The following is a 16276-nucleotide window of genomic DNA, read 5'->3' as shown; positions in this document are numbered from 1 at the left end:
AATTATCCTCCCTGAGCTACCACGCCCTCCTATATCTTTGACCCCAGCAGATAAGCGATCGCCTCTCTGCTATTTCAGCTCTAAAGTCTAAAATCTAAAATATAAAATCTAAGATCCCCTGTCCGAACTTCTTCCCTGCCAAGCTAAAAAAGATGCCTGATTCTGAACCAATCTCACCGAGTACACAGCCGAAAGACGGGAACGCCATGCTTGAAACCAAGCCTCAGACCGAATTTTTTGTCCAATTTTGGGGAGTGCGGGGCAGCATAGCCAGTCCCGGCAGCAAAACAGTCCGCTACGGCGGCAATACATCTTGCGTAGAAATGCGTTTAGGCCAGAAACGCCTGATCTTTGATGGCGGCACAGGTTTGCGGGTACTAGGTATCAGTCTGCTGCGACAGATGCCAGTAGAAGCTCATATGTTTTTTACCCACACTCACTGGGATCACATTCAAGGATTTCCCTTCTTTGTCCCTGCTTTTGTTCCGAAGAACTGCTTTCACATTTACGGTGCGATCGCCCCCAACGGTTCTACGATTAAACAGCGTCTTTCTGACCAGATGCTCCATCCCAACTTTCCCGTACCGATACAGGTGATGGCATCAGACCTGAAATTTTACGATATCACCCCCGGCGATATCATCGAACTCGACGACATCAAAATCGAGACAGCTTTGCTCAATCACCCCAATACGGCCGTAGGCTATCGAGTTACATGGCAGGGACATACAGCAGTCTATTGTACAGACACGGAACATTACCCAGACCGATTAGATGAAAACGTCCTACACCTGGCTCGCAATGCCGACGTACTGATTTACGATGCCACCTACACTAACGCTGAATATCACGACTTCAAATCTCCGAAAGTAGGCTGGGGACACTCAACCTGGGAAGTAGGAGTAGAAGTCGCCAAGGCCGCAGGCGTAAAAAAGATCGTCATGTTTCATCACGATCCTTCTCACGATGATAACTTTCTCGACAGTGTAGAAGAATCACTCCAGTCAGTTTTCCCCAATGGCTTCTTAGCGCGCGAAGGCATGACTGTTCCAGTTATATAGGCAATAAAGATGAACGGTGCAAGGCAGCGAAAAAATCAACGGCAGGGGCGAAGGCGATCGCCACTCGTGTTACTACTGTTGATATTACTCTGGAGTATTTCTATTGGATGGCTGGCGGCACAGGCTACAGGTGTCGCCGAGATTCCACAAATTGCCCAGGGAACTCAAACAGAAAGCATTGGCACTGTGGATTTGATTCCAGAGAGGTATCAACTAGGGCAAGAAGTTTACAGAGAAAACTGTGCCACCTGCCACATTGCTTTACCCCCGCAAGTCATGCCTACTGAAACTTGGCGGCAACTATTGCAAGATCCCGAACACTACGGACAAACAATCCGATTGCTAGTAGATCCGCCGCGCTTATTAGTGTGGAACTATCTGCGGACTTTTTCGCGCCTCCAATCTAAAGACGAAGAGGTTCCTTACAGAGTAGCTAAATCTCGCTATTTTAAAGCCCTACATCCCAGAGTTAAAATGCCTGAAGTTCTAAATATCAGCAGTTGTGCAACCTGTCATCCAGGGGCATCTCAGTACAACTTCCGTAAGCTAACTCCTGAATGGGCAAACTCTCCTTAAGATTTGTGGTAATTGATAATAATAGCATCCCCTTTTTGTAGGGGCGGTGTCCCTGTGTCCGCCATGGTACTGACGGGGCAACCACAGGGGGTTTGCCCCTACAAAGAATTATACAAATCATTTAGGCTTGCTATATAATAATGTCTTTTCTGTTCCCTATTCTCAAATTCCTATGGTTAGTACAGCAACGAAATCAACTAATATTCCCGCAGAAATTACTCCAGCAGAACAGCGGGTTGTTTTCCACAATATCAGTTGGCAAGGTTACGAACAAATTTTAGCAGCGCTGGGTGAAAGTCGTTCATCTCGACTCACCTACGACCAAGGTACATTAGAAATTACTATGCCCTTAGAAGAACATGAAAGTGCTGTGAGGTTGATTGAACTATTTATCCGCATTCTAGTAGTAGAGTTGGGGATGAAAATTAAAACAATGGGTTCAACAACATTAAATCGTCCCGATTTACAAAAAGGTGCTGAACCTGATGACTGCTACTATATTCAAAATCAACCATTAGTAGCAGGTAAAACGGTTGACTTAAATACAGATCCCCCACCTGACTTGATAGCAGAAGTCGATATTACCCATACTGATATTAATAAACTGAATTTGTATGCGAGTATGGGAGTTCCTGAATTTTGGCGCTATAACGGTCAAACATTGCGAATTTATCAACTTCAGGATGGTGAGTATATTGAGGTAGAAAATAGTCCTACATTTGCTTGGGCAATTAAGACTCGGCTTTATCAATTTCTGGAAGAGGGGAAATTTGATGAGGTTGAAGCTGAAAAGGCTTTGCGGGTTTGGGTACAACAACAAGTGCAGAGTCAATCAAGATGAGGGAAAAGTTGCATGGCGTTTGAGAGGATAAGCCTTGATTTTATTGTAGACGATCGCGTTTTTTCAATGAGGGTTAGAGGGTGCGATCGCAAACTACTGCTCCGTTTCATTCAAATCACTTAAAACTTTTGCCACTGCTGATGCTTGCTCTGGATAAAGCCGCGCTAAATATTCACACATTTGATAGGCAGTATCTAAATAGTATGCACAGGGAATTAACAAGCGTTTAAAATTTACTCGATCGCCTGTTTGAGCGAACAATAAGGCAATGTCACGTAAGTGCGTGTTACGAGTGCCAGTAGGTGAAACCGACTTGCTAGACGGGAGTGTGGGGCGGCCTTGGTCAATATATCGCAAAAATAAGGCTTGGGCCCATAAAGAGGGAAAGTGTACCTATAAGTTCCCAGATGGGCGATACTGCCACCCTAACACTTATCACTTTGACGAGCTGGGGAAATATCGGGAATGGGAACAGAATATCTATCGCCCGCATATCGCAGTAGAGCTTTGACCAAATCTGCTAATAAATCGGCTTGATTACCATGTTTGGGCAATGGAGACAGAATTCTAATTTCTTGGGTTTTACTGTTGTAGCGAATTCTCAATCCAGCTTTATCCTCTCGACGGGCTAGCAATGCCTCATAATCTTCCCAAGTTCTAAATCGCAGAATTAGTTCGTCCCCTGCTGCGAGGGAAATTGTATCTTCAGTAATTGTGGGTAATACCATATTTTAATTCCCTGCAAAAATGGGATATTCCTAATTATAGCAAAGTTATAGTTAACATTTTGACAATTGATTGATGGTTGCTATAATGTCCTTAACAAATAACTCAATCAGAACAAATTTTGTCAATTCCTGTTCACCACAATCAAGATTTGAAAGTTAGAACCTTGAGAGCTTTAATGAAAATAGCCCAGTTATCTGAGGAAGATTTACTCTGAATATCACTAACTTGGTAAAAGATGCCGAAAGATTAAGCGCGATCGCCCCTCTCTGAGCCCAAATATCAAAGCCCGTAGGCGTAACCACCCCCAAGCATCGTCCTTTCCCAAAGATTAAAGCGCATTAGGCATAGCTAGCCCCAAGCATCGCCAAATACCGCTAATTTAACACCAGAATTGCTTCCCCACACTACGCCCAAGTAAAGCTATTCCCAAGAGCCTAGCCTCTGAGTCCTGTCGCAAAATATTGTAAGATGGTAAAAAAAGTAACGTAACCGCACCTCTCTGCCTCTCCTGCCATGCTTAAACATCTGCTCGGCGATCCCAATGCACGCAAACTTAAGAAATTTCAGCCTTGGGTTGCTGATATCGGTGTCTTAGAGGAAGACATCAAACCACTCTCTGACGATGAACTCAGGGCTAAAACCGCAGAATTCAAACAGCGCCTAGAGAAAGTTAAATCGCTCAATGAGGAAAAAGAGTTATTAGATGAAATCCTGCCAGAAGCCTTTGCAGTAGTGCGGGAAGCGGGGAAGCGGGTTTTGGGTATGCGCCACTTTGATGTCCAACTCCTCGGCGGCATCATTCTCCACAAGGGCCAAATTGCCGAGATGAAAACTGGTGAGGGCAAAACTCTGGTATCTACTCTCCCAGCTTATCTGAACGCGCTCAGCGGTAAAGGAGTACACATCATTACCGTTAACGATTATCTAGCGCGGCGGGACGCGGAATGGATGGGGCAGATCCACCGCTTTTTAGGCTTAACTGTGGGACTGATTCAGCAGGGAATGGAACCGGCGGAACGTCAGAAAAATTACGCCTGCGATGTTACTTATGCCACTAACAGCGAAGTAGGTTTTGACTACTTGCGCGATAATATGGCGACAGCGATGGAAGATGTGGTGCAACGCCCTTTCAACTTCTGCGTCATTGATGAAGTTGATTCGGTGTTGATTGATGAGGCCCGCACGCCGTTGATTATTTCGGGTCAGGTGGAACGCCCTAGCGAGAAGTATCTGCGGGCATCTGACGTGGCGGCGGCTCTGAAAAAGGAAGAAGAAGAGCATTATGAAGTTGACGAAAAAGCGCGAAATGTGCTGATGACTGATGAAGGGTTTGGGAAGGCAGAGGAAATTTTGGGGGTTAAGGATTTGTACGACCCTGCTGACCCTTGGGCTCACTACATTTTTAATGCGCTGAAAGCAAAAGAGTTATTTATTAAGGATGTTAATTACATCGTCCGCGATGATGAGGTGGTAATTGTTGATGAGTTTACGGGACGGGTGATGCCGGGTCGTCGCTGGAGTGATGGTTTGCATCAGGCGATCGAGGCGAAGGAACGGGTGGAAATTCAGCCGGAAACTCAGACGCTTGCTACGATTACTTATCAAAATTTCTTCTTACTTTACCCGAAATTGTCGGGGATGACGGGGACGGCGAAGACGGAAGAGGCGGAGTTTGAGAAGATTTACAACCTAGAAGTGACGGTATGTCCGACTAATCGCCCGACTGGTCGGCATGACCTCTCGGATGTAGTTTACAAGACGGAGGCGGGTAAATGGAGTGCGATCGCGGCTGAATGTGCCGAGATGCACGAAGTGGGCCGCCCCGTATTGGTTGGCACTACCAGTGTAGAAAAATCAGAATTACTGTCACGGCTATTGCAAGAACGCAAAATTCCTCATAATTTGCTCAATGCTAAGCCAGAAAATGTGGAACGGGAATCTGAAATTATTGCCCAAGCAGGTCGTAAAAATGCTGTAACGATCGCCACGAACATGGCCGGACGCGGTACGGATATTATTCTGGGTGGGAATGCTGAATACATGGCCCGGCTGAAGTTACGGGAATATTTTATGCCCCGGATTGTACTTCCAGAGGACGACAGCAACTTTTCCCCAGTACAGGTTCCCGGAGTTGGCGGCCGCAGTAAACCTCAAGGTTTTGCCCCAACTCAGAAGGTGAAGAGTTGGAAGGCTTCGGCGCAGTTGTTCCCGACGGAGTTATCCAAGGAAACTCTGCAAAACTTGAAGGCAGCCGTAGAGTTCGCAGTTAAGGAATACGGAGAACGCAGTCTCCCAGAATTGTTAGCTGAGGATAAGGTAGCCGTAGCCGCAGAAAAAGCGCCGACGCAAGAACCCGTAATCCAGAAACTTCGCGACGTTTACAATCAAATCCTCCACGAGTACGAGAGGTTTACCGATACCGAACACGATGAAGTTGTCAAGCTTGGCGGTTTGCACGTAATCGCGACTGAACGCCACGAGTCCCGGCGGATTGATAACCAGTTGCGAGGACGTGCGGGTAGACAAGGCGACCCCGGTTCGACTAGATTCTTCCTCAGTTTAGAAGATAACTTGCTGCGAATTTTTGGGGGCGATCGCGTAGCGAGTTTAATGCAGGCTTTCGGCGTAGAGGAAGATATGCCCATCGAATCGGGAATGCTAACTCGTTCCCTCGAAGGTGCTCAGAAAAAGGTAGAAACTTACTACTACGATATCCGCAAGCAGGTATTTGAATACGACGAGGTGATGAACAATCAACGCCGCGCGATTTATGCCGAACGCCGTCGGGTATTGGAAGGTTTAGAGATTAAAGAACAGGTGATTAAGTATGCAGAACAAACGATGGATGACATCGTGGGAGCATATATTAATCCTGATTTACCTTCAGAAGAATGGGAACTAGAAAAGTTGGTAACAAAAGTTAAAGAGTTTGTTTATCTACTAGAAGATATGCTTCCCGTTCAATTGGAAGATTTATCAGTGGATGAAATCAAAACTTTCTTGCACGAACAGGTGAGAAATGCTTATGACATTAAAGAAGCTCAAGTTAATCAAATCCGACCTGGTTTAATGCGGGATGCCGAACGCTTCTTTATTTTGCAGCAAATCGATACTTTGTGGCGCGAACATTTACAACAAATGGACGGTTTGCGAGAGTCTGTCGGGTTGCGTGGTTATGGACAGAAAGACCCGCTGATTGAGTATAAGACTGAAGGCTATGAGCTGTTCTTGGATATGATGACAGATATCCGCCGTAATGTGGTTTATTCTTTATTCCAGTTTCAGCCGCAACCGCAGGTGCAAATGTCCTCTGAGATGGTTTGAGGCATTAAAAATTAAAGATTAAAAAGTGAAAATGAAGGATTAAATCCTTCATTTTTGTTTTTTACAGGACTTACGCACCCAACCAAAGAAACCGGGTTTTTGAGAGAATCTATGGGTAACAACGAAGTATTTTCGTCAAAAAACCCGGTTTCTGGATTCCCATGCGTAAGTCCTATAAAGCTTATTCTATTCTATTCCTTTATTCCCCTAGCCCTTAGTCCTTAATCCCTAGTCCCTAGCTATAAATCGACTAAATGCCCCCATAGGGCATTGCGTTTTTTTAGAGAAAAGGTTTAGCTTATTAAGCCTGCACTATCATATTCACAGCCAATGCTTAAAATTTCAGTAGTGCTATTGGTACTGAGCATTATGACGGTTGCCTGTAGGGGAACTGAGAATCAAACAGTAGTTGCAACTCCTGTAGCTACCAGCACTTCTACTTCCCCCAACAACTCTCAGGCCGCAGCTAAACCTTTAGTCGTAACCACAGTAGCTCCTATCACTAATATTGTCAGCAATATTGCAGGCGATCGCGTAGAAGTCAAGGGTATTGTTCCAGAGGGCGCTGATTCTCACACTTTCGAGCCACGCCCTTCAGATAGCGAACTACTTTCTAAAGCAAATTTAATTATCTCTAACGGTCTGCGTTTGGAAGTTCCTACAGAAAAATTGGCAAAAGCTTCTAAGCCTAAAGACACCCAAATTTATGAATTAGGTAACAACACTATTACCCAAAATGAATGGTTATTTGACTTCAGCTTTCCCAAGGAAAAAGGAGATCCAAACCCTCATTTGTGGGTAAATCCTAAGTACGCTGAAGCCTACGCCAAACTAGCAGCCGAACAGTTAACCCAACTAGATCCCGCAGGTAAAGATTACTATGCTACTAATTTAAAAAATTACCTGCAAAGGCTGGATGAATTAGATAAAGCAACCCGCGCCATAGTTGCCAGTATTCCTGAAAAGAATCGCAAGCTAATTACCTATCACGATTCTTGGGCTTATTGGGCGAGAGAGTACGGTTTTGAAGTAATTGGTGCGATCCAACCTTCGGATTTTAAAGAACCTTCGGCTCAAGAGGTGACACAGCTAGTCGATCAGGTTCGTAAAACAGGGGTTCCCGCTATTTTTGGATCGGAGGTTTATCCCAGTAAAGTAGAAGAGCAAATAGCCCGTGAAGCAAATGTAAAAACAGCCAATACTGCTGATGATGAATTACCTGGTGAGGGTTCCGCTAATGCAATGGAAAACTCGAATCCTCAACATACTTATATTGGGATGATGGTTAAGAATTTGGAGATACTTGCTGCTAATTTAGGCGGTAATCCCGACTTAGTTAAAAATGTCAATACTGCTAACGTGGTGGGGCCGACAGCAGCAAAGTAATTATTAACTGTTAGTAGTAGGGTGGGCGCTCGCCGCCTCAAGCGATGTTTTTCATAGCCTAAGATGATGGTCGGCGAGCGCCCACCTTACTTATTAACAATTAGCAATTAGCCATTAGCAATTAGCCATTAGCAATTAGCAAAAATTTAAGCCAAATAATTTAATGGAACCAATATTAGAAGTCAGAAACTTGACTTGCGGCTATCAAAAAATGCCAGTTTTTACAGGGCTAAATTTGGCTCTTTATCCGCGTCAGCTATCAGGATTAGTGGGGCCATCGGGAAGCGGTAAAAGCACGCTGATTAAGGCAATTTTAGGGTTGATTCGCCCTTGGGGTGGAGAGATTTGGTTTCGGGGCAAACGATTAAAATCAGAAGTTGCACCGCCAAAAGTAGGCTATGTACCGCAGGTGGAAACAGTAGATTGGACTTTTCCGGTTACAGCGGAAGAAGTGGTGATGATGGGGCGTTACAGACAGCAGAAGATTTGGCCGTTGCCATCGAAACGCGATCGCGCAGTAGCCCGCTCATTTTTGGCCCGCGTCGGGATTGAATACGTTGCCGATCGACCCATTGGCGAATTGTCGGGGGGACAGCAGCAGCGAGTTTTTCTGGCTAGGGCATTAGTTGGAGAACCAGAAATAGTCTTTTTAGATGAGCCTACCAGCAGTTCTGATTTGCAAGTTCAGCACGAACTATTGCATCTTTTAGCAGATTTAAATCAGCAAGGTTTGACAATTTTTCTCTCTACCCATGACCTTAATTCCGTAGCCACACATTTACCTTGGGTAGTGTGTTTTAATCACGGCTTAATCTGTCAAGGTCAACCTATTGATGTTTTTACTCCGGCTAATCTAGAGCATACTTTTGGTGCTCAAATGATAGTTTATCACCAAGGCGACCGGATTTTAATTGCTAGCGATAGCACTTCTATTCGTCATCAAATGCAGCAAAACTTACCTAAATTTTTGTCGTAATTATCTTGGCGCTTGCTATACCAATTACCAATTACCAATTACCAATTACCAATCTTACTTCTTCCCTTTTTCTGAAATTAATTGTTTCAGAATTGAATTACCCACATAATTTGCAAATATTTCTTCTCCTTTCTTATTGTAGTGACAGCAACTATCTATATAAACACTCTCTTTTGTCTTGTCAAAAATATTTACCGCATCAAAGATTCGCACATTATTTTTTTGCAAATTCCTGAACTTTGTAAACAGTATCGGATATCCAGCTTTCACAGATTTTGCATAAGGAGTATCTTTATTAAAGGCTACCTTTTTTTCAGCTTCGCTGAAAACTCTTGGAGTTGGAAAGTATTGATTTGGCTGGAAAAAATGAAAATATAAAACATTACTACTAGATAAAACTTTATTCATAAAAATTGAGCTTTTTGCCCAAGTATTTGCCATTTTTTCAAAAGCCACAGGATCTTTTAACACAGCATCTTCACTATTCACATAAATAATACTTCCTGATGATTGCTTACCTTGCTTCTTCCGCTCTCTTTCAAATCTAATTAAGTTACGGCGATATTCATTGACAAAGCTTTGAATATAGAAAGAATTAATAGAATTACACAAAGCTAACTTGCAATTTTTTAATGTTTCTACCGCATCTTTAATCCGATCTTTATTTTCCTGAATTCTTAACACTGCTGTCAAAGCTTTTGTAGAAAGAGAATTATTTGCTAAGTTCGTCAGCGGTTGCAGGTGTTGAACGCTTGGCATAGAAATATCAATTTTTTCTCGATTATTTAAACTTGCAAGGGCAACTTCATTAAAGCCATCGATGTTGATGACCAGATCTAGTTCTTGACCTAGCATTAAAAAGTAGTTGAGAATTAATAATTGTTGAGGTTGTTTGTACCCACCTGTAGCAAAAGACAAAACGATGACTTCTTTATCTTTTAGGTCAGGAAGCCGTTTTAGATATTTAGCAACTATCTTATTTTGGACTTCATAAATAGAAAAATTAGAAGCTACTGAACCGCCAAATATGCCCACAATAAATTGATTTTTCTTTTTCTTTTTAAAAGGATAGTCATAGGGTGAAATGAAACCATAGTTATTAATTTTAAATCCAGGTCTAAAATCATCACCTGGCTTTTGAACAAACCCAAAAAAGGGATGAATTCTCTCTACTATCGACTCGCCTAGTCGTACTCCTTCTAAATCTATTCCTAAATCTGGAGTATCTTTTGGTCTTTCTCTAGTGTAGAAAAACTGGTGATTTTTGACAAAATATAAGCCTAGCGATCCGGCTTCAAGGAAAGCAAATAAAAGCACCAAGTTAATCAATGCGAGTTTAATTATCTCTGGGCTTCTTTTAATTAAGTTGAAATCCTTCATCACCGCGTACTATCCCTAACTCTCTAATTGTACATTTAGTGAATTATCATATCATAAACTTTCTCAATTTATATATCTATTTTTCCTCTCTTAATTTTTGGACAATAGAGCTAGAAATATAGGTGGCTAATATTTCATCTCCGATTTGATTATAATGACAGCAGGCATCTTTGTAAACAGTTTCTTTGGTATCGTCTAAAATATTGACTGCACTAAATATATTAAGCTTCACCTTTTGGAACAGCTCAACTTTAGATAACAATAATGGATAGCCTTTTTTAATCGCCTCAGAATATGGGCTATCCGGGCTCAAATAAAGTTGCTTTTCTTCTTCAGTAAACACTCGCTTGGTTGGATAATACTGATTTGGTTGTATGAAGTGAAAATATTTAATTTTCCTCTTCGCTAACAGTTGCTTCATCATTAGAGAAGATTCAGACCAAACTGCCGCCATTTTTTCAAAAGCACTAGGATCGTCTAAAACTGACTTGTTTTTAGGAATATAAACTATATTATTCTTGTTATCTGTAGTATTTGATTGTTTTACATTTTGGTCATAAGTGATAATTTGTTGTTGATAATTATTGACTAATTGTTTAACGTGCAAGGATGTTAAAGTATAACACAAAGCTAACTTACAATTATCTAACTTATTGATAGCGGCTCTTAACTGCTTTTTCGTGTCGCTAATTTTAACTATTGAACTCATTACTTCCGGCGACAAGCTATTATTAGCCAAACCAGTCAAGGGCTGTATGTGCTGTACGCTAGGCATCCCCATGTCTACTTGAGCTTTATTGTTTAAGTTTGAGAGGGCTACTTCATTAAAGCCGTCAATGTTGACGACCAGATCGAACTTTTGACCCAAAGCTAGAAAATAACTTAAGATTAACAACTGTTGCGGTTGTTTGTAACCGCCGTTGGCAAAGTTTAAAACAACTATTTTTTTATTAGAAAACTCTGGAAATTTATTTAGTTTTTCCGAAAATCTTTTGCTTACATATTCATCAAGAACAAAATTATTAGCAACTGAACCGCCAAAAACTCCAATAACAAATTGATTTTTATCAGTTTTAATAAAAGGATAGTCATAAAGGGAAAAAAAGCCTTGGCTATTGACTTTTAGTCCTAAATCTTCCTTTGAGAATGCTCCTTGTTTCAGGACGTAGCCAAAGAAAGGATGAAGCCGTTCTACAATAGATTCATCTAGCCTAACCCCTGTTCTTTCCAAGTCTGTTACTATTTTATCTTGAGTTTTCCCCCTTGTATAAAACAAGGTCTTATTATTAATAAAATAAAAAGCCAAAGATAGAGTCTCTAAAGCAACAAAGGTAATAGCTAAGTTAATAGCAATTAATACTAAGAGATTTTTAGTTTTTTTAATTGTATTAGAATCTTTCATTTAATTTTATTACCTACTCTTTCAGATCTTAGGGTTGAATTTATTTCAATTGTTGGCACAGCTTTTCAGAAATCATTCTAGCAGCAAGGCGATGCCCTTCAGGATTCCAATGACCTCCGCAGGGCAAGGCGTTATCAAATCCATGCAGGCAAATCTTATTTTGTTCAGCATAAGCCTGGAAAGGCTGAGCTAAATTCAATACAGGAAAACCCGCGCGATCGCCTAATGCCTGCATCCTTTTATCTGCATAGAACAAATCCTGAATATTGTTTTGCTCCATATTTTGTTTGGTTTTCGATCGATCGGGTTGAACTTGCATTGGATCGCCGATATTAACCAATAGGAAATCAGCACCTTTATTGACTACTTCATCCCGCATTAATACAATCAAATCCTCCGTTAAGCGCCATGCCTCCTTCCAAGTTTTATCTTGAGGTTCCTTTAAATTATTAGCACTTAAAGCTGTAAAGTTGTCAGATATTTGTCGTTTCTTAATATCTAGCTCTACTTTTTTAGTCACTTGTAAAATTCGAGAGTTGTTGACTAACCAAGTAGGAAATCTATCAACAATTGAAACAGCATAGCGATTGCGATCGATAGGAGGGAGATTGCGAAAAGACATATCCTCTACTAACTTGCCATTTCGATCGTAAATAAAAAATGGTCGATAATTGTCATATTCAAGTTCGCGGGAATTATTGATGATGTCATTGCCGATAAACAAAGCTAGGATAACAACATCAGGACTATAATCCCATACCTTTTTCCGCAAAGTAATCAACTCTTGAGCAGTGCCATATCCTTGCACTCCAAAATTAATTACCTCAACTTGCTTGCCTTTTATGGCCTCACATTTTCCCAGTCTATTTTCCATTTTTGCCCAAAAAGTCCTTTCCATTGGCACATGAATTGCCTCTGTGAAAGAATCTCCTAGCACTGCAATTCGGAAGCTATTTTTAGGCTTAGCTTTATTGTGTTCGCGATCGCGCAAACCGTCGCTATTAACCTGTACATAACTTTCCCCCTCACCTCGCCAATCGCCAGTAGCACCAGGTTTTAGTCCCCAACCCCGATCGGGATCGGAAGTGTGAAAAATTGTCGGTGCGGAATCAACAACGTCTCCTATCTTCTGATAACCTTCACTGCCAGCAATTCGCAATCCTACTTCACAAATTAACACGCCTATCGCTAAACTGCCGAGTGTCAATCCTAAATTGACACTCCAATTTTTCAGTTTGCTCATTATCTCAAAACAGCGTGTAGATAAAGGGGGCAATTACAGAACCCTGACTCAATACAATTAAAGCTCCCAAAAGAACTAAGGTAATAATCAAGGGCAATAGCCAATACTTTTGGCGTTCTTTCATAAACGCCCACAAATCTTTCAAAAAGTCTAATGTTGCTTCAAACATTAGAAAGGTCGCTCCATACTAACTTTTGTTCTGACTTTACTAGGCACGCGGTATGTCACCGTATCTCTCTCCAATTTACGCTGCATAGCATCTTTACCAAATAACTGCTTAATAATCCCCATTGGCAGCATGATTAGGTAAAAGACTATCCCTAAGATAAGACGGGTTTGGATGGCGTGCATAACCAGTCCAAATCTCATCCATAGCAGATAGACAGGATTTAGAGCTCGTGGCGCAACCAAGGCCAAAGCGACCATTACACCACAGATAATCCAGGGCCACCAAGGAATAAGGCTGATAGAACGATGGTGTAGTAGAGGGATTAATAGACCAAAAATAAAAGCAATTAATCCGCCTATTAACAGTCCAAAGTCGCGCAGTCCTTTGTTGTCAAGTTTTGGTATTTGATCGTGATTACTCATCAGCCATTTATCATTGAACTTTGTTGTTTGTTAGGTGTTGTTAGTTGTTAGTTGTTAGTTGTTCGTTGTTAAGTAGTTGTGGCTGCTTTAGTTGCTGTTTCCTATAACTTAGCAGCTAAAGCTACTACTAGGAGGATAGAGAGTTTATTTGTGCTTCTATATTTTTACAACCAACAACCAACAACTAACAACTAACCATCAACAATTAACAATCAACAATTAACTAATCTAATTCAAATTCACTCTTCCAAGAATCATCTTGTTTCCAAGGGATTTGTTCCGACTTAGCTAACAAGAAATTCTCTACTACCAGATAATCCATTTCAGTCCGCATAAAACAGCGGTAAGCATCCTCTGGAGTACAGACAATCGGTTCACCTCGGACATTAAAAGAAGTATTAACCAGCACCGCAGAACCAGTTCTCTTCTCAAAATTAGAGATTAAATCATAGTAGCGGGGATTGGTTTCTTTGTGAACTGTCTGGATGCGAGCCGAGTAATCGACGTGGGTGACAGCGGGAATTTCTGAGCGAGGGATATTCAGCTTGTCAATGCCAAAAAGTTGCTCTTGCTGGGCTGTCATCGGAATTCTCAGACTTTCTTTCACAGGAGCTACTAATAGCATATAAGGGCTCGAATGGTCAATCTCAAAATATTCCGAAACCCGTTCGGCCAATACTGACGGTGCAAAAGGTCGAAATGATTCCCGGTATTTAATTTTTAGATTCATTACCGACTGCATTTTAGTATTGCGGGGGTCGCCAATAATCGATCGCCCTCCCAAAGCGCGAGGCCCAAATTCCATCCGGCCTTGGAACCAACCGATCACATTGCCCCCATCTAAGATTTCCGCTAACCGGGGCATCAGTTCTGCGTCATCAAGCCGCTGATAATTGGCTTTGATACCGTCGAAATACTCCAAAATCTCAGCATCGCTGTAGCGCGGCCCTAGATAGGAACCTTGCATTTGGTCATTGCAGGCTAGTTTAGCAGTAGATTTGGTGGCGATCGCGGGTACACCGCGCTGCGCGATCGCAGCAGCCGTTACAACTGACGAACCCTCACCGCTATCTTCAGTTTCTGGCGATGAATCCCCGACATCCCCTACTAACCAATTTTTGACATTGCGCTGCTGGTCGCCATATTCGTACCAAACCGCCAATGCCGCCCCTAAAGCGCCGCCTGCATCTCCCGCTGCGGGTTGAATCCAAATATCTTTAAAAGGCCCTTCCCGTAAAATTCGACCGTTAGCAACGCAGTTAAGCGCTACTCCTCCCGCCAGACAGAGATAATCAGCATTGAATTCTTTTTGGACTGTTCTGCTGAGGCGCAATACCACTTCTTCGGTAACAACTTGGATCGAAGCAGCGATGTCCATTTCCCGCTGGGTGAGTTTACCCTCAGCTTGACGCGGTGGCCCACCAAACAGTTCGTCAAACTTCTTATTCGTCATCGTCAAGCCGGTGGTGTAGTTGAAATAATCCATATTCAACCGGAAAGTACCATCGTCCTTGAGGTCAAGCAGGTGAGTGAGGATTTTGTCTACATATTTGGGTTCGCCGTAGGGGGCTAAACCCATGAGTTTGTACTCACCAGAGTTGACTTTAAAGCCTGTGTAGTAGGTAAATGCTGAATAGAGCAAGCCCAGTGAGTGGGGAAAGTCAATTTCCCACTGAGGAGTAAGTTGGTTGCCATCTCCCCACCAAACTGAGGTTGTCGCCCATTCGCCCACACCATCGAGACAGAGAACGACTGCTTGTTGGAAGGGACTGGGGAAAAAGGCTGAGGCGGCGTGGGCTTGGTGATGTTCGGTAAATAGCAGGCGAGGTACTAAGGAGGTCTTGCAACCACCGATTTTTGCAAACTCTCTTTTTAATACAGTTTTGAGGTAGAGCTTTTCTTTGAGCCATACTGGCATTGCTGCTAAAAAGGAGCGAAAACCATGAGGGGCATAAGATAGATAAGTTTCGAGCAATCGCTCGAATTTGACTAGGGGTTTGTCATAAAAGACAATGCGATCTATTTCCCGTAGCTCTAGTTTGGCTGCTTTGAGGCAATAGGCGATCGCATTCTCTGGAAATCTTGCGTCATGCTTCTTGCGGGAAAATCTCTCTTCCTGCGCGGCGGCGATAATTTCGCCATTGGAAACTAAGGCTGCGGCGCTGTCGTGGTAATACGCCGAGATGCCAAGTATGTTCATTGTCTCCTCACAAATAGCAATGGTTCGGGCTGGTGAATGTTAAGAATTGAATATCGACAGATTATAGCTCTAGGAATACTGATTTGCAGTTGGCAAGGGTGCGATCGCCTCTCTTCTTCAGCTAACTCAGCTACCGAATATCCGCCGCCGCATCACTCCTAAGTACACCAACACGGGAAATTGATACATTTCTGCCATCAGCCACAAAACAATGCCTAAATGGGACAGGAAGGCTAACCAAGTCCAAGCAAAAGGCAACCATGATAGTTTACTACCCGGAGTTGGGGGAAAATAGTAGGCTGAAAAGCCTAGAATTGTCGTAGGAAGGACGATTAGAGCAACTGCTGCTACCAAATATCCCCATCCCAATTCCACCCCCTCTAAATGAGCTCCGATCCAATTTTTGCCATTCCAGTGCCAAGTCATCGGGGGTTCTCTGTCCGCCATTTTGAGTACCTGCTTTTCCACGTTGGCTATGAAAATGCGATCGCAACTGTTACAAGCCAAGGCTTCCATTAGAGTCAAGGTAGAAATCTCGCCACAACGGCAGATTGGACAGGGTGCAGT

16 protein-coding genes are annotated in these 16276 nt (G+C 42.6%); 7 read left to right on the top strand and 9 right to left on the bottom strand.

Annotation, left to right across the window (positions count from 1 at the left end):
* The first annotated feature begins 152 nt into the window (after positions 1–152).
* From PN499_RS07460 to PN499_RS07450, 3 genes are all read left to right on the top strand, one after another.
* Entirely contained in the window at positions 153–1061 is a 909-nt protein-coding gene (locus PN499_RS07460; RefSeq protein ID WP_272031090.1) for an MBL fold metallo-hydrolase, read from the top strand.
* Positions 1062–1070: 9 nt separating this feature from the next.
* Positions 1071–1637 (top strand): diheme cytochrome C, encoded by a 567-nt coding sequence (locus PN499_RS07455; protein WP_272031088.1) that lies wholly within the window; start codon positions 1071–1073, stop codon positions 1635–1637.
* A gap of 172 nt (positions 1638–1809) precedes the next feature.
* Entirely contained in the window at positions 1810–2478 is a 669-nt protein-coding gene (locus tag PN499_RS07450) for a Uma2 family endonuclease (RefSeq protein ID WP_272031087.1), read from the top strand.
* A 93-nt stretch (positions 2479–2571) separates the two neighbouring features.
* Here PN499_RS07450 and PN499_RS07445 read toward each other — a convergent pair whose 3' ends face one another.
* The gene (locus PN499_RS07445) at positions 2572–2835 is read right to left on the bottom strand and encodes a hypothetical protein (protein ID WP_272031085.1); all 264 of its coding nucleotides are present in this window, start codon (positions 2833–2835) and stop codon (positions 2572–2574) included.
* Between PN499_RS07445 and PN499_RS29765 the strand changes: the two genes are divergently transcribed.
* The gene (locus PN499_RS29765) at positions 2747–2989 is read left to right on the top strand and encodes a hypothetical protein (protein WP_465249963.1); all 243 of its coding nucleotides are present in this window, start codon (positions 2747–2749) and stop codon (positions 2987–2989) included. The two genes, PN499_RS07445 and PN499_RS29765, sit on opposite strands and share 89 nt — an antisense overlap.
* Here the strand turns inward: PN499_RS29765 and PN499_RS07440 are convergent.
* Entirely contained in the window at positions 2904–3206 is a 303-nt protein-coding gene (locus PN499_RS07440) for a hypothetical protein (RefSeq protein WP_272031083.1), read from the bottom strand. The genes PN499_RS29765 and PN499_RS07440 overlap by 86 nt on opposite strands.
* Positions 3207–3720: 514 nt before the next feature.
* Between PN499_RS07440 and secA the strand changes: the two genes are divergently transcribed.
* The 3 genes from secA to PN499_RS07425 all read left to right on the top strand — a co-directional run bounded on the left by secA (position 3721) and on the right by PN499_RS07425 (position 8893).
* Complete coding sequence (secA, locus tag PN499_RS07435) at positions 3721–6531, top strand: preprotein translocase subunit SecA (RefSeq protein ID WP_272031081.1); 2811 nt, start codon at positions 3721–3723, stop codon at positions 6529–6531.
* Positions 6532–6861: 330 nt separating this feature from the next.
* Positions 6862–7917, top strand: coding sequence for a metal ABC transporter substrate-binding protein (locus tag PN499_RS07430; protein WP_272031080.1), 1056 nt, complete (start codon positions 6862–6864; stop codon positions 7915–7917).
* Between the two features lie 163 nt (positions 7918–8080).
* Positions 8081–8893 carry a metal ABC transporter ATP-binding protein gene (locus PN499_RS07425; RefSeq protein ID WP_272031079.1) on the top strand — a complete coding sequence of 271 codons (813 nt, stop codon included), beginning with the start codon at positions 8081–8083 and terminating at the stop codon, positions 8891–8893.
* 54 nt (positions 8894–8947) lie between these two features.
* Here the strand turns inward: PN499_RS07425 and PN499_RS07420 are convergent, their stop codons facing one another.
* The 7 genes from PN499_RS07420 to PN499_RS07390 all read right to left on the bottom strand — a co-directional run.
* On the bottom strand, positions 8948–10273 hold the full coding sequence (locus PN499_RS07420; RefSeq protein WP_272031078.1) for a hypothetical protein: 1326 nt from the start codon (positions 10271–10273) through the stop codon (positions 8948–8950).
* Between the two features lie 76 nt (positions 10274–10349).
* The gene (locus PN499_RS07415) at positions 10350–11675 is read right to left on the bottom strand and encodes a hypothetical protein (protein WP_272031077.1); all 1326 of its coding nucleotides are present in this window, start codon (positions 11673–11675) and stop codon (positions 10350–10352) included.
* A gap of 40 nt (positions 11676–11715) precedes the next feature.
* Positions 11716–12918 (bottom strand): SGNH/GDSL hydrolase family protein, encoded by a 1203-nt coding sequence (locus PN499_RS07410; RefSeq protein WP_272031076.1) that lies wholly within the window; start codon positions 12916–12918, stop codon positions 11716–11718.
* A 4-nt stretch (positions 12919–12922) separates the two neighbouring features.
* Entirely contained in the window at positions 12923–13087 is a 165-nt protein-coding gene (locus tag PN499_RS07405; protein ID WP_007355070.1) for a DUF5989 family protein, read from the bottom strand.
* Entirely contained in the window at positions 13087–13509 is a 423-nt protein-coding gene (locus tag PN499_RS07400; protein WP_272031075.1) for an SxtJ family membrane protein, read from the bottom strand. The genes PN499_RS07405 and PN499_RS07400 overlap by 1 nt, the downstream gene beginning before the upstream one ends.
* A 223-nt stretch (positions 13510–13732) precedes the next feature.
* The gene (locus PN499_RS07395) at positions 13733–15709 is read right to left on the bottom strand and encodes a carbamoyltransferase family protein (protein WP_272031074.1); all 1977 of its coding nucleotides are present in this window, start codon (positions 15707–15709) and stop codon (positions 13733–13735) included.
* A 126-nt stretch (positions 15710–15835) separates the two neighbouring features.
* The coding region (locus PN499_RS07390; RefSeq protein WP_272031073.1) for a hypothetical protein at positions 15836–16276 on the bottom strand (441 nt) is incomplete at its 5' end.

The organism is Kamptonema animale CS-326 (assembly GCF_028330895.1).
GTDB lineage: Bacteria > Cyanobacteriota > Cyanobacteriia > Cyanobacteriales > Microcoleaceae > Kamptonema > Kamptonema formosum.
This window is presented reverse-complemented; position numbering and strand designations above follow the sequence as displayed.